The 14,273-nt window shown below is 38.3% G+C and carries 14 protein-coding genes; 7 read left to right on the top strand and 7 right to left on the bottom strand.

Translation table 11 applies throughout. From position 1 onward, the window contains the following. Positions 1 to 64 precede the first annotated feature (64 nt). The 3 genes from HMPREF2571_RS00150 to HMPREF2571_RS00140 form a co-directional block, all read right to left on the bottom strand. Positions 65 to 967, bottom strand: coding sequence for an HAD family hydrolase (locus tag HMPREF2571_RS00150; RefSeq protein ID WP_002890593.1), 903 nt, complete (start codon positions 965 to 967; stop codon positions 65 to 67). 319 nt (positions 968 to 1,286) lie between these two features. Continuing rightward, positions 1,287 to 1,766 carry a hypothetical protein gene (locus tag HMPREF2571_RS00145; protein ID WP_004182767.1) on the bottom strand — a complete coding sequence of 160 codons (480 nt, stop codon included), beginning with the start codon at positions 1,764 to 1,766 and terminating at the stop codon, positions 1,287 to 1,289. Between the two features lie 13 nt (positions 1,767 to 1,779). Beyond that, the gene (locus HMPREF2571_RS00140) at positions 1,780 to 3,033 is read right to left on the bottom strand and encodes a LysM peptidoglycan-binding domain-containing protein (RefSeq protein WP_070846924.1); all 1,254 of its coding nucleotides are present in this window, start codon (positions 3,031 to 3,033) and stop codon (positions 1,780 to 1,782) included. A gap of 227 nt (positions 3,034 to 3,260) precedes the next feature. On the opposite strand from HMPREF2571_RS00140, the gene lysS reads away from it, so the two are divergent. Next, positions 3,261 to 4,751 carry a lysine--tRNA ligase gene (gene lysS, locus HMPREF2571_RS00135; protein WP_013990828.1) on the top strand — a complete coding sequence of 497 codons (1,491 nt, stop codon included), beginning with the start codon at positions 3,261 to 3,263 and terminating at the stop codon, positions 4,749 to 4,751. Between the two features lie 52 nt (positions 4,752 to 4,803). Next, positions 4,804 to 5,349, top strand: a complete 546-nt coding sequence (locus HMPREF2571_RS00130) for a DUF7832 domain-containing protein (RefSeq protein WP_013990829.1) — start codon at positions 4,804 to 4,806, stop codon at positions 5,347 to 5,349. 290 nt (positions 5,350 to 5,639) lie between these two features. Here the strand turns inward: HMPREF2571_RS00130 and HMPREF2571_RS00125 are convergent, their stop codons facing one another. Then, positions 5,640 to 6,671 carry an NAD(P)H-dependent amine dehydrogenase family protein gene (locus HMPREF2571_RS00125; RefSeq protein ID WP_013990830.1) on the bottom strand — a complete coding sequence of 344 codons (1,032 nt, stop codon included), beginning with the start codon at positions 6,669 to 6,671 and terminating at the stop codon, positions 5,640 to 5,642. A 96-nt stretch (positions 6,672 to 6,767) separates the two neighbouring features. Here HMPREF2571_RS00125 and HMPREF2571_RS00120 point away from each other — a divergent pair, with 96 nt between their 5' ends. Together HMPREF2571_RS00120 and HMPREF2571_RS00115 are read left to right on the top strand one after the other, a co-directional pair. Beyond that, positions 6,768 to 7,610, top strand: coding sequence for a MerR family transcriptional regulator (locus HMPREF2571_RS00120; protein ID WP_002890584.1), 843 nt, complete (start codon positions 6,768 to 6,770; stop codon positions 7,608 to 7,610). Between the two features lie 78 nt (positions 7,611 to 7,688). Then, complete coding sequence (locus HMPREF2571_RS00115; protein WP_070846922.1) at positions 7,689 to 10,574, top strand: DEAD/DEAH box helicase; 2,886 nt, start codon at positions 7,689 to 7,691, stop codon at positions 10,572 to 10,574. Positions 10,575 to 10,596: 22 nt separating this feature from the next. Here HMPREF2571_RS00115 and HMPREF2571_RS00110 read toward each other — a convergent pair whose 3' ends face one another. Continuing rightward, positions 10,597 to 10,986: a (deoxy)nucleoside triphosphate pyrophosphohydrolase gene (locus HMPREF2571_RS00110; protein WP_013990832.1), complete on the bottom strand. Its 390-nt coding sequence runs from the start codon at positions 10,984 to 10,986 to the stop codon at positions 10,597 to 10,599. A 102-nt stretch (positions 10,987 to 11,088) separates the two neighbouring features. Continuing rightward, a complete protein-coding gene (locus HMPREF2571_RS00105; protein ID WP_013990833.1) occupies positions 11,089 to 11,397 on the bottom strand; it encodes a hypothetical protein in 309 nt (102 codons plus the stop codon). 206 nt (positions 11,398 to 11,603) lie between these two features. Between HMPREF2571_RS00105 and HMPREF2571_RS00100 the strand changes: the two genes are divergently transcribed. Continuing rightward, positions 11,604 to 12,938, top strand: a complete 1,335-nt coding sequence (locus HMPREF2571_RS00100; protein ID WP_013990834.1) for an Nramp family divalent metal transporter — start codon at positions 11,604 to 11,606, stop codon at positions 12,936 to 12,938. A 36-nt stretch (positions 12,939 to 12,974) separates the two neighbouring features. Here the strand turns inward: HMPREF2571_RS00100 and HMPREF2571_RS00095 are convergent, their stop codons facing one another. Then, positions 12,975 to 13,187, bottom strand: coding sequence for a YdbC family protein (locus HMPREF2571_RS00095; protein ID WP_002886106.1), 213 nt, complete (start codon positions 13,185 to 13,187; stop codon positions 12,975 to 12,977). Between the two features lie 124 nt (positions 13,188 to 13,311). Here HMPREF2571_RS00095 and HMPREF2571_RS00090 point away from each other — a divergent pair, with 124 nt between their 5' ends. Next, positions 13,312 to 13,596: a hypothetical protein gene (locus HMPREF2571_RS00090; RefSeq protein ID WP_004182773.1), complete on the top strand. Its 285-nt coding sequence runs from the start codon at positions 13,312 to 13,314 to the stop codon at positions 13,594 to 13,596. Between the two features lie 95 nt (positions 13,597 to 13,691). After that, positions 13,692 to 14,231: a biotin transporter BioY gene (locus tag HMPREF2571_RS00085; RefSeq protein WP_013990835.1), complete on the top strand. Its 540-nt coding sequence runs from the start codon at positions 13,692 to 13,694 to the stop codon at positions 14,229 to 14,231. Positions 14,232 to 14,273: the final 42 nt, after the last annotated feature.

The raw sequence follows: 14,273 nt of genomic DNA, 5'->3' as shown, positions 1-14,273 counted from the left end.
AGAGCTTCACTTCTATTATTTCCTCCCTCTTGATAAATAAAACGGCCACACGAGGCCGCTCTATTTATCTTCCATATTTCATACGAAGGATTTTTTCCTGATTAGCATTCAAACGAAGAAGGATAACCACTTTATCAATACTCATATTGCTCTCAAGAAGACGTTCAGCCGCCATCATAAGACCATTATTGATACCTAGTTGAAGGACTGGATTTTCATTATCATTGATATCAAAGATATATTTGTTATTTGGAAGGTCGAAAAGGACTTTCACCGCTCCAAAGAGTTGCTCAAAACTATCGATTTCCAAGTCGAAGACTGGCTTAGTACCTGGTTTAAGGCTACGTCCACGGTGGTTAAACCACATAGAATGCCAGCCACCATTGAAGGCACCCATGACATCATTGTCATAAGAATCTCCAACATAGAGTGTCGTCGATGGATTCATGTCAAATTGCTCAGCTGCGAGGTTGAAGATTTCCTTCTCAGGCTTTTGGAAACCTGTCGCCTGACTGACGATGACACGCTTAGGATCAACGTAATCATAAAGTCCCAACTTCTTAACCTTTTTAAGTTGGTGCTCTGTTGGTCCATTGGTAATAATACCCATAGGAACATTTTTTTCCTTTAGGAAATCAAGGGTCATGCGCATCTCATCAAGCATGGTGATATTTTCCAACTCATGCTCGTAAACCTCTTGGAAATGGTTACCCGTTTCTTCATCAATTTCACGGTAGCCAAACTCCAAAAGCGTCTCTTTACAGCGCCAAAAACGGAAATATTCGGTTGTCCACTCACCGGCCATTACACGTGGAAAACCAACATCAGAATAGTGGCGGAAACGAATGTAGGCTTGATTCATGTGACTCATATCAAAGTCAGGGAAACATTTTTCCATGGCAATACGATAAGGTGCCTGTTGGTCGTAAATAGTATCGTCAACGTCAAAAACAATAGAGGTAATCATCTGTCCGTTCTTTCTTATATCATTCTCTTGTCAGAGACTTAGATAAATTAGGAAGCTAACAACTAAACTACCACATGAGTCTGCTCCTAATTTAATCTTCAGTCTTGCAAAAGTAAGCTTTAAGTCAACTGTCTAGGGGCAATCTTACTCGTCTGTTTTTTATCAGATTGCAATTGCCCAAACAGTCTTATTATACCGTTTTTACCTTCTTATTTCAATTTTCGACCCCACTTAAGAAAAGATTATTCGTGTTTTGAAGACAGAAAAAGGTTTGGAACAATTTGTCCCAAACCTAATGCATCTTGTCATATTCAGACACTTATTTAATTTCTTTAAAGGTCATTTTTTGTTTGACTTCACCCTGACCACCTTTGGCAATCTGGTAATAGAAATCTTTTGATGTGAAGTGGTCACCATAAGCAAAGACCTTGTTGTACTGCCATTGTGACAATTGATCGTCCTCTTTTTTACCGAGAGTCAATGTTGTCTTCGTCACGCTGTATTCCCACTTAGCTGTTTGATCATTATAGGCCTTGTCAAAATCAGTCTGACTCTTAGCAGCATTAACCACTGTCGTACGATCCTGACTCACAAGTGCCTTGTTACCGCCTTCTTGGAAAGCTACATACATGACACGATTATTGACCTCACCATTTAGAGAACTTGAGTATTGGTAAACCTTACCAGGTACAACACTATCCAAATGGTGTGTTCCCCAGTAATAGAAAGCACCAAATCCAGCTCCCGTAACCAAGAGACAGGCGAGAACGACACTAATAATGATATTTCTCTTTGACATGTCTTGCCCCTCTCTATTCGTCACCAGTTAGGTCAGAGAAAGTTGCCTCTGAGTCTGTTTCAGTGTGGCTTGAAGAACTTGATGATGAGCGTTCAACACTTGATGAAGCCTTAGATTCAGATGATTTTTCAGTGCTTGATGATGAACTTTCTTTTTCCTTGTAAACATCAACGTTGAAAGCCCACTTATCACCCTTATAACTTACCTGAATTTGAGCATATTTTGCCTTGATAAGATCTGACAACTTACTATCACTGTTAAGAACATCGTAAATCTTTTGAGCGAGAGCTTTGGCATTGTCTTCCGTTTTAGCACCATCTTTAGGTCCACCTACAATGTCTTGAGCCTTAGGCGTTTCACCTTGACGGTAGAGGGACGTGCTTTCAGTGTCCTTCTTAGCAGTAGCATTTTCACCAGTCTTATCACCTTCATGTGAGAAGAAACTCCATGCAGGACGACCTGAACGTTTTTGTTGATATACTTGTTCGAATTCACTTTGAACCTTGTCTTGGAAAGCATCATCAGTCAATTCTTTTTCCTTAGAACTTTCTGTACTTGCTTTGCTTTCACTACTGCTTGCTGTTGAGCTTGATGCAGAAGATGATGATCCACTTGTCGAACTTGATGAAGCATCTTTAGATTCTGATGATGACGAAGATGAATCCTTGCCATCTTTAGAATCTTTGTCTTTATCGTTGTTATTGTTTGTAGTGCTATTTGAGAATGAAACGCTATTGTCAGAATTATCTGGAGCGTAAATCACTGTATTCTTAGAATGGTCATCAGAGACAAAAGTGCTGTTATTGATAATCACTCTGTTGTTATCACCATAATAGTTGTTGATAACAATCTTAGAATGTGCACAACGGTAACCATTACCAGTCACATGGTAACCTGCTGGGACATCACCATCACGTTTCAAGATGAGGACGTCACCTGCGAAGATAAGGTCAATATTCTGAATATTATTATCGTAGGCTAATTTTTCAATAGAAATTCCAGTCGCTTGAGAGATTCCCCACAAGGTATCTCCCCATTGAATCACGTATTGTTGGCCATCTAACTGCTGTGGATTGATGTTCTGAGTTGTCAAATTATTTGTAATTTGTTCAGGTGTGCTGGCAATCCAGTTTGTAATATCAGCAGCGTGAGCACTCGTTTGATTTTGATAAAAGCTATCTGCTAACACAGATACCGTAGGCATCCCAATAGGTGCTAGTAAAGCGCCAAGCATCACAGCTTTACTAACATAATTTTTCTTTTTCATCGTATTTCCTCCTTATATCATACGAAACTTACTTTGCTATTGTACACCCTTATTATTATATTTGTCAATAAATTCTATAACTTTCTAATCTAACATTAATACTAGTTAATGATTTGTCCTAAAAATAGACAAATCCTAGCTTTATTTATCTGACATTTAATCATTTGTCCTATCTTTAGAAGGTGATTTATGATACAATAATTACGACTATTTTATGGAGGACTAACATGTCAAATCAACACATGGAAGAATTAAACGATCAACAGATTGTCCGTCGTGAAAAAATGGCGGCCTTGGCTGAACAAGGAATCGATCCTTTTGGTAAGCGATTCGAACGCACAGCTACATCTGGTCAATTAAAAGAAAAATACGCTGACAAAACAAAAGAAGAATTGCACGAAATCAACGAAACTGCTACTATCGCAGGTCGCTTGATGACTAAACGTGGTAAAGGTAAAGTTGGCTTCGCCCACATCCAAGACCGCGATGGTCAAATCCAAATCTACGTGCGTAAAGATGCTGTCGGTGAAGAAAACTACGAAATCTTCAAGAAAGCTGACCTTGGTGACTTCCTCGGTGTCGAAGGTGAAGTTATGCGTACAGATATGGGAGAACTTTCTATCAAAGCTACTCATATCACACACTTGTCTAAAGCCCTTCGTCCATTGCCTGAGAAATTCCACGGACTTTCAGACGTTGAAACAATCTACCGTAAACGTTACCTCGATTTGATTTCTAACCGTGAAAGCTTTGACCGCTTTGTTACACGTTCAAAAATCATTTCTGAAATCCGTCGCTACCTCGATGCTCAAGGTTTCCTTGAAGTAGAAACACCTGTTCTTCACAACGAAGCTGGTGGTGCTGCTGCCAAACCTTTCATCACTCACCACAATGCACAAAACATCGACATGGTGCTTCGTATCGCAACTGAGCTCCACCTCAAACGTCTCATCGTTGGTGGTATGGAACGCGTTTACGAAATCGGACGTATCTTCCGTAACGAAGGTATGGATGCCACTCACAACCCTGAGTTCACATCTATCGAAGTTTACCAAGCTTACGCTGACTTCCACGATATCATGAACTTGACTGAAGGTATCATCCAGCACGCTGCTAAAGCTGTCAAAGGTGACGGACCTATCAACTACCAAGGAACTGAAATCAAGATCAACGAACCATTCAAACGCATCCACATGGTTGACGCTATCAAGGAAATCACTGGCGTTGACTTCTGGCAAGACATGACTTTGGATGAAGCCAAAGCTATTGCTGCAGAAAAGAATGTTCCAGTTGAAAAACACTACACTGAAGTTGGTCACATCATCAACGCCTTCTTCGAAGAATTCGTTGAAGAAACATTGATTCAACCAACATTCGTTTACGGTCACCCAGTTGCTGTGTCTCCATTGGCTAAGAAAAACCCAGAAGACCCTCGCTTCACTGACCGTTTCGAACTCTTCATCATGACTAAAGAGTACGGAAATGCCTTCACCGAATTGAACGACCCAATCGATCAATTGTCACGTTTCGAAGCACAAGCTGCTGCTAAGGAACTCGGTGATGACGAAGCAACAGGCATCGACTACGACTACGTTGAAGCCCTTGAATACGGTATGCCACCAACAGGTGGACTCGGAATCGGTATCGACCGTCTCTGCATGCTTCTCACTGACACAACAACCATCCGTGATGTCTTGTTGTTCCCAACGATGAAATAATAATCATATCCCATTATTTGAATAATGGGATATTTTTATATGAGGTATAAACGTGTTTAGAAAACTGAAGTCCCTTTTTAAGAAAAAATCAACTGTAGTTGAACAGCCTGAGACAAAGATCGAAGAAAGTCAATTAGACTTTCCCATAGACCGCGCAGATTATTTTTTCGATCATGCACTTGTATTCTATTGTGAAGAAAATAATATCCCGTCAGAAAAACTAAGCAAATCAGATATGCTAGAGATTAGTAAAAGAGCTGCCTTTCATCTCAGTGTCTTCGTCGCCTGGCTAGCAAAACATGATTTTCTGAATCCCCAAAGTGATAGCTTTAACCTTGAAGATGCACAAAAACTCAAGAATGAAACGATTACGGGTACAGACTATCTCTTTAAACATCTTGATGAAAAACTCTATTCATCTGATATTAGTGACACACTCCTCCCCTTCATCTCTGATTTTTATGAAGATTATATGGATTTCTGTTATACAGTCTTGGTTGATGATGTTGCTAGAACTGAATTTGATTGGAAAATCTATCACTTGGTTGAAGATGACATTGACGAGATGTTTACCAGTTACAAAGAACAATTAGTATAAATAGAAAAAAATTCTCTCGTAATTACCGTGAAACCTTCTTTTATATTTTGCTCTTGGAACCCTTACTCAAGTAACCGAACCTCCCATCACCGCTAGCATAGTGGTTAGTAAAAAAATAAGCTAGTTGATTCACCTGGTTTGTGATAATAAAACTTACCAAAGTTACTACTATAATTGCAAGTATCCCCAAACCATCACCTTCATGTTACTCTCCTAACATAAGGAAGTTGTTTAACTCAAAACTATCAAAAAGTTCTCCCTCTTGATAACTTCAGAGGGAGAACTTTCTGCTATTTAACGTAAGTATGCAATGGATAAGTAGGGAATTCAACTTCACGAGCTTTTTCAGATGTCACAAAGCCAGCTGGTGCATCTAATACTGTAGGAATTCGGTTGATAATAGTTGCACAGGTATGTGCAACTGTATCTGGTTTTGACACTGAGAAGACAAGATTAGGCTCACCAGTAATCTCCCAGTCACACATATCTCCATCATCTTCACGATATACCTTACCTATACATTCCACTTCAAACTCAACTCCTTGATGAGTATGAATCGTTGTTACTGCTGACATACCTGTCACGTCACCTGCTTTAATAGTTCGACCAAGAGTTGCAGAATAGACATCCTCATCTAGAACATAAGGAACACTCTTTTGAGAAATATCCTTAATGGTCCAATTCATTTTTGAACAAATAGCTTCAGCAGAATTCCACATATAAGATGGGAAACTTTCAGCACTTGCGATTTCAGCATCAAATCGTTCTAAATCATAACCAGCACCATGAGCTTCTGCAAGAGCAAGTCCATAGTCTTCTACATTATAGCTAACCTTACCTTTGATCTTATCGATTCTGTTTAGCCCTGCCATGGCAAGACAAGGCATATTAATCCAGTAAATATCTTGCATCCCAGATCCCATAATTGTAACGCCATATTTTTTCGCTAATTTATCTAAGCGATTGGTCTCAGATGGTGAGGTTGTCCAAGGATAAATGGCTTCTTCACAAGTTGTTATAACATTGACCCCATGCTTTATAGCTGTTTCGAAGAAATCATACATTTCTGGCATATAGGAAAGAATTGTCACGATGGCGATATCAGCATCACAATTGCTAAAGACTTCCTCCGCATTGTCTGAAATTAGGACACCAGTTTTATAACCGAGTCCTGCAAAATCACCTACATCTTGACCAACAATATTTGGATTATTATCAATCGCTCCAACGATTTCAATACCATGATCTAACATGTATTTGAAAAGAACTTGAGACATTTTCCCACAACCAAATTGTACTGCACGAATTTTAGTATTTTTCATAGATTTCGCCTTCTTTCTATAAAGGTTGTTATTTATTTCACAATTATATTATAATGTCTCTAGTAACTAGAGAGTCAATAGAAAGTTTGGTGGAAAATGAAAGACATTTTACGAATTGGAGAGTTCTCCAAATTAAATAATATTCCTATTCGTACGCTAAGATTCTATGACCAGATTGGTCTCTTGAAACCATATCAAGTCGACCCTGAAACCAACTATAGAGGTTATCATATTGAGCAATCATCCCTTGTGGATGCCATACAGTATTTGCGTCAACTTGACTTTTCTTTGGAAGAGATTAAGGAAATCCTGTCTGATATCGAAAATTCACACCTTCACAAACTGATTATCGACAAGTATCAGCAACTCATTGAAGAACAAAAACGTATCAAAAAACAACTTCGAGAAATTGAAATCTATCAATCTGGAGCCTTGCTTTACCAGACGAAATCCCACTCTCAACACTTGGAAATCCAAACATTTCCTGAACGTTCTCTTTATCGCTTTCAGATTGATTCAAATATCTATCAGATGTCAACTGAGGAATACGAACTCTATTTACGATGTTTTAAACAAGAAATCATACAATACAATCCTTTTTTCAATCATTTTAGTCGAGTAGGTTCAATTATGCCAAAAGAGAATTTCATCAGTCAAAACTTTGATTCCAAAGAGTTTACACTATTTGATGATGAACCCATCTATCACTCTCATCTAACCAAAAGCATACTCCCAGAAGGTAACTACGCTATACGTTACTGTAAATCATTCGAAGAAGAAATTAAGCTCTTGCCTCAATTCCTCTTAGATATTCGTGAACAAGGTTATCAAATTATTGGAGACTATCTGTGTGAGGTCATCCATGAGCAGCCAAGCCTAGAAGAACAAAAAAGAGATATGTTTATTCGGATGCAAGTTAGAATTGGAATAAACAGTTAAAAGTTTCTACCTAAACCATTTTCATAACTAGTATTTGCTATAATAGGTTTATCCTGCAACTTAGAAAGGGATTATACAATGCCAGAGGGAATTAATTTATTTCAGGACACTTTGATAAAATCACTTAAGTTTGGTTTTGTTGATAACATTAAATATCAAGAGGGTGGGTATTCTCCCCAAATTCTTGTGAATAATAGCGATGAAAAGCGCTATGTCTTGACAGACCTACAGGAAGAATTGAGTAAGTGTACTGCTTTCTACTTTTCTGTCGCCTTTGTCACTAAAAATGGAATTGCCATGATTAAGTCTCAGTTATCAGATTTAATGGACAAGAAAGTGCCAGGAAAAATCTTGATTTCCCCTTATCTAGATTTCAACGACCCTGATGCAATGCGTGAACTACTAAAGCTTAAAAACGTTGAAGTCCGTTTAACGCCTGAAAAAATGCAGATGCACGCCAAATTCTATCTTTTCGAACATACTGGTAAACAGGTATTAATTTCAGGTAGTTCCAACCTTACTCATACGGCTTTAAAAATTAATTATGAGTGGAATATCAAACTAACCTCTACTCATAACGGGGAATTCATTCAGAATACCAAATCAGAATTTGACCGTATTTGGGAACAGTCAGAGTTACTAACACCCGAAATAATTGATACCTATGCTAAAAAGAGAAAGAAGGTCATTAGTCTCACAAAGATTAATGATGAAGAAAAGCTCCCTTATTCAAGTGAAAAAATTGTTCCTAATAAAATGCAAGAGGCTGCACTAGAAGGACTTAGAAATATTCGGGAACAAGGAAAAGATAGGGCACTCGTTATCAGTGCCACAGGTACTGGTAAGACATTTTTATCTGCCTTTGACGTTAAACAATATAATCCTGAACGCATGTTATTTATCGTCCATCGTGAACAGATTCTCAAAAAATCTTTAATAGATTTTCAAAAAGTTCTGGGCTTTAATCCATCTGAAGGACATATTTATCACTCAGGTGACGATTTAACTGGTAAAAAATATATCTTCGCGACTATTCAAACATTGTCACGCGAGGAGAACTTAAAAGCATTTTCAAAAGACTTCTTCGACTATATTCTCATTGACGAAGTGCATAAGGCTGGGGCTGATTCATACAAAAAAGTTATGGACCATTTTACACCGAATTTTTATCTAGGTATGACAGCAACTCCTGAACGTACTGATGGCCAAAATATCTACGAGATTTTTGACTATAATATTGCCTATGAGATTCGCTTACAAGATGCATTAGAAAATGACATGCTTTGTCCTTTCGTTTATTTTGGTGTTAAAGACATTGAAATTGATGGTCAACTTATTGACGAAAAATCAAATATCTCAAACCTTACATCAGATGAGCGTGTTAAACATATTCTAAATAAAATTGATTTCTATGGTGTTTGTAATAATCAAGTTCGTGGACTTATCTTTTGCTCATCAAAATCAGAAGCCAGAGAGTTATCAATAAAACTTAACCAACATGGGAAACGTACCATCGCATTGACTGGTGATGACGATATCAACTATCGTGAAAAGGTTGTTAAGCAATTAGAAGATGGAGAGCTAGAATATATCTTAACCGTTGATATTTTTAATGAGGGAATAGACATACCATCCGTAAACCAGGTAGTTATGTTGCGTAACACGCAATCAAGTATTATTTTTGTTCAACAGCTTGGTCGCGGACTTCGTAAGCACAAAAGCAAGGATTACGTTACTATTATTGATTTTATTGGTAATTACAAAAATAACTATCTGATTCCAATTGCATTATTCGGTGATAAATCTATGAATAAAGATAATTACCGTCGTGAACTGCGTGAACCAAATATCTTGAGTGGTTTAACAACCGTGAACTTTGAGGAAGTTGCCAAAGAACAAATCTTCAAATCGATTACAAACACGGTTCTTTCTAACATGAAAATTCTCAAGGATGCTTATACAGATCTTGAAAATAAACTTGGTAGAACGCCTATGCTAATCGATCATTTAACCTTTGATAATATTGATCCAATAGTATTTTTTAACAATAATAGCTTCAAAAACTATGCAGATGTTATTAACAAATTTTCAAACAAGTCAATAGAACTCACTGACACTGAGATTAACTGGCTGAGTTTTATCACATTTGAACTTCTTCCTGGTAAACGAAAACATGAGCTGCTTCTACTTAAGGAACTTATCAAAAATGGTGAAGTCTCGAAAGATAAATTTATTGAGATTCTGGAAACTGAACAATTATCTACTAAAGACTCAATCATCTCCTCTGTTGAAAATGTATTAAGTCTTCAATTTCTTAAATCTCAAGAGGTAAAAAAATTCGGTACTGAACCTCTGGTCACTCTAGAAAAAAATGTTTATAAGCTCAATCCTGAGGTCCTAGATTGTTTCAAGAACTCTGATTTTGCCTTGCTTTTTAATGATGTTATTGAGGCTGGACTCTACAAAACGAATGATTATCCTGAAATATTTACAATCGGTCAAAAATATTCTCGTCGTGATGTCTGTAAACTTCTTAACTGGTCTAAGGATGAACCTCCACTTAATATTGGTGGCTATAAAATAGACAAGAACACTAACACTTGTCCAATCTTCATCACCTATCATAAAGATGATGAAATCAGTGATACTATCAAATACGAAGATGAGTTATTAAATGAAACTACTCTAAAATGGTTTTCTAAAAACAAGCGTACACTTGAGTCTCCAGATGTAAAAACAATTATCAATTCACCTGAAAATGGATTAGATCTAAAATTATTTATCATTAAAGATGATGCTGAAGGTGGAGATTTTTACTATTTAGGTGACTTAACCATCGTACCATCTACTGTTGAAGAATTAGTGCGCCCACTGGAAAGTGGTAATGAAAGTATTGTTACTATGAATTTCAAACTAGATAATCCTATTCCTGATACTCTCTATCGCTACATAACTAATAAATAAGAGCACCACATTTGTGATGCTCTTATTTTGATAACAATTCTACAGCTGGTCGGTCTACAGGTGCCCAATTTAAAGTTTTCAAGCGACTTGGCTCTAGCCAAGTTGAATCCTGATGTTCCAACAAATCTAGATTTCCAGAAACGAGTTTAGCATGAAAGGTTTTCATAACAACTGTTCCAAAATCATAATCATAGGAAGCTTCATTAACGAAGGAAATAATCTCAATCTGAGAATTTAATTCTTCATGAATCTCTCGAATTAATGCTTCTTCAGGTGATTCTCCTTCTTCCAACTTACCTCCAGGAAATTCCCAGTATCCTCCTAAACTTTTTCCTTCTGGTCGTTGGGCACAAAAGATTTTGCCATCCTTTTCGATGGCTGCTGCCACAACATTAATGATTTTTTTAGACATGTAACATTCCTCCAAATAGTATTCTATCAAAAAGCTATCATTACAAGCAAACTTTAATTTGTTATGAAAAAACGCTTCCCTCAAGTCGAGAGAAGCATTTTCTTATTTCCAAAATTTTGCTTTTGAGGCTGTGACCCAAGCTGATAGACAAGCTAGGGCTACTACTGCATAGATAGCGTATTGTTTCGCAGGATAAAGCCGGGCTTTGTTTTCTTCATGCCAGCGAGACTTCCAAAGGCCGATATAATCGCCCGTCATTCCAGGATTTTTAAGGCGCTCCATGTAATTGGCAGGTAGGTTATCAGTCTGATTCATCTGCACGTTAATGATAAAGATAACCAAAGCAAGCGCGATGACAACTACGAGTGCCAGGGTAATCTTTTTCTTAGCTGTTAGTTGTAATGTTTTCAATTATTTTTCTCCCTCATCTATGAAATCATCTACTCTTATAGTTTAATATAAAAAGGCAATCCTGAAAAGTCGTCTATGATATCAATGTCAGATAAGTCAATACCTTTCAAAACCTTGCACATCATCCTCATAGTGTTATAATAAAATTGTCGGTCTGTCTAGAAATAATGCAACTTTTAGGCAGAATGACTTAGAAAGAGGTGTTTATGACATCTTCAAAAAAGGTTTCCCTTTCTGAGGTAAACCAATCCATAGATACACCAAATAATAATCGTTTTTGGCAAAATCTTAAGGCTTTCTTGGGACCTGGGGCTCTCGTGGCCGTGGGTTACATGGATCCAGGAAACTGGATTACCAGTGTCGTCGGTGGGGCGACCTACAAGTATAGTCTTCTTTTTGTCATCTTAATTTCATCTTTAATCGCTATGCAGTTGCAACAAATGGCTGGAAAGTTAGGGATTGTGACTCAAATGGACCTGGCCCAAGCGACGGCCTACCACTCGCCCAAATGGTTGCGATACACGCTTTGGGTGATTCTGGAGCTTGCCTTAATGGCGACGGACTTAGCCGAGGTGCTTGGTTCTGCCATCGCACTGAACCTGCTCTTTGGTATTCCAATTATGGTTGCCATTCTGGTGACAGTCCTAGATGTTTTCCTACTCCTACTCATCATGAAGCTTGGATTCAAGAAAATCGAGGCTATTGTTTCAACCTTGATTTTGACCATCTTGGTTATCTTTGTCTACCTGGTAGCCTTGTCTGAGCCTAGTATTACGGGAATCCTCGAGGGTTATCTCCCTACGCCAGCGCTCTTTGAGCCACATGCTGCTGGGCACACCAACCAGTTGACTTTGGCACTTGGGATTGTAGGTGCAACCGTTATGCCACATAACCTCTACTTGCACTCATCCTTGTCACAGACTCGTAAGGTTGACTATTCAGATGGTAAAGACGTAACCAAGGCTGTTCGTTTCATGACCTGGGACTCCAACATTCAGTTGACCTTGGCCTTTGTGGTTAATTCCCTCCTCTTGATTTTGGGAGCAGCTCTCTTCTTTGGTCACGCTTCTGATATTTCAGCCTTCTCACAAATGTACAATGCCCTTCAGGACTCTAAGATTGCTGGTGCGGTTGCTAGTTCAACACTTTCAACTCTCTTTGCCTTGGCACTCTTGGCTAGTGGTCAAAACTCTACCATTACTGGTACCCTAACTGGTCAGATTGTCATGGAAGGTTTCCTCCACATGAGGTTACCTCAGTGGGTAATTCGTTTGTTCACACGTCTCTTTGCCCTACTACCTGTTATCGTTGTAGCCATTCTCTACGGCGATCAAGAAAAGACCCTGGATCAACTCTTGGTTTATTCACAGGTTTTCCTTTCAATTGCCTTGCCATTCTCTATTTTCCCGTTGATTTACTACACTTCAAAGAAATCACTCATGGGAAAACACGTCAATGCCAAGTGGAATACCTTCCTCGGTTATGCTATTGCTGTTGTTCTAACCATTCTCAATCTCAAACTTATCTTTGATACGTTTTAAACAAAAAAATAAGGCCAGCGCCATGCTGACCTTGTTTTAGTTTTTGAAGGCGTCAACGAGAACTTGGAATTCTTCGTTGCTGAGGGTAATCCCCTTGCCCATCTTGGTATGGTCTGGACTCCATGTACGGATGTCATACTTAGCAGGTGCGCCATTAAAGCTCACACGATTGAGTTCCTTAGTCCAACCCTTGTCATTCTCAGACAAGACCAAGAGTTTTTCTTCAATTTCAAATGAAAATTCTGCCATTTGCTTACCTCCACTAGCTTTATTCGTTTTTTTCTGTGAAAATTGTGTGTTTTAGAAAGAAGTTATCCACAAAAATTCACCTTTCATGCTATAATTATTTTATCAAGAAACGAGGGAAATGACCATGATAAACTTTTTAGAAGCCGTAAAGCATCAGCTTCATCAGTTTGTGGAAACAGGTCACAGCAAACCTGTCCACCTAATGCAGAATCAACTTATTAACGATATCTATCATGCTATTGATCATAATCAAATGGTCATGCTGACATCCAATCAGAAGACCTATAAAGGCTACATCAACCGTTATGACAGGGAGCGACAAGCCATCTTTATCGAGCAAGATAAGATCATCAGCATGATTGAACTTAAAGAAATCAAACGTCTAAAAATCATATCACAACGAGGTTAAGTTTATCAGTTAACCTCGTTTTATTATTAGGTTGACTATTTCAAAATCACTTGCTATAATAAGTTAACTATTCATTTAGGAAAGGTTAACTAAAAATGACACAAAATCGTACATTGTCACTTATTCTTCCAGCCTTCGGTGCAGCTATCATTGCCGCACTAGCTCAAATCATCATTCCAATCGGAGCAGTTCCCATTACGCTGCAAACTTTCGCTGTCGGACTTGTTGCTGCAATTCTTAAGTCAAGAGAGGCAACACTTGCTGCTACCCTCTACCTGATTCTAGGTGCCATTGGTCTTCCAGTTTTTGCAGGTGGAGGCGGTGGGCTCCAATCCTTCTTTGGCCCTTCAGCTGGCTATTTGTTGGCCTATCCATTTTTCGCATTTGTCACTTCAAAACTGACACATGCTGAGACTCCTATCTGGAAAATCTTTGTGGCTTTTGTTTTGGGTGATGCACTTGTCTTTATCGGTGGTATCCTCAGCCTGCACTTTCTCGGAAAGATGGGATGGTCTGCAGCTGTGGCTGTTGGTTTGACACCTTTTATCATTCCTGATCTCTTAAAAGGTCTCATCATCGCTTTGGTGACTAAGCCGGTCTTAAAAGCTCTTAAAAATCATAGCTACTTTAACTAAAAAAGATTGAAGACTTTGTTCGCGTGAACAGAATCTTCAATC

It is taken from the genome of Streptococcus sp. HMSC068F04 (assembly GCF_001837455.1).
GTDB lineage: Bacteria > Bacillota > Bacilli > Lactobacillales > Streptococcaceae > Streptococcus > Streptococcus salivarius_D.
The sequence above is the reverse complement of the archived record's forward strand: the minus strand, read 5'-3'. Positions and strand labels throughout refer to the sequence as shown.